The organism is Achromobacter sp. ESBL13, assembly GCF_036668755.1.
Taxonomy (GTDB): domain Bacteria; phylum Pseudomonadota; class Gammaproteobacteria; order Burkholderiales; family Burkholderiaceae_B; genus Achromobacter.
Window position 1 is genome coordinate 1 of the sequence record NZ_JAZEVT010000026.1, and the last position, 330, is coordinate 330.

Sequence of the window (330 nt, forward strand, 5' to 3'; positions counted from 1 at the left end):
CGGGTCAGGTCGTGGTCACGATCGTCGGGACCAACGACATCCCCGTCGTGACCGGCAAGGCTGATGGTGCAGTTACCGAAGACGGTTCGCTGGTTGCAACCGGCAAGCTGGATGTGGCCGACGTCGACACGACCGATACCCACACCTGGACCGTTAACAACGAGGGCAAGGGCACGTACGGTTCGTTCTCCGTTGATGGCAATGGCAACTGGACCTACAACCTGGACAACGCCAACAAGGACGTCCAGGGGCTGAAGACGGGCCAGTCGATTATTGAAACGTTCACCGTCACGGTGGACGACGGCAACGGCGGCGTGGTCACCAAGGACG

The 330-nt window shown here is 60.6% G+C and carries 1 protein-coding gene; it reads left to right on the forward strand.

Annotation, left to right across the window (positions count from 1 at the left end):
• Window positions 1-330, forward strand: a 330-nt coding sequence (locus V6F88_RS27835) for a VCBS domain-containing protein (protein WP_332613526.1), incomplete at both ends; no start/stop codon positions are given.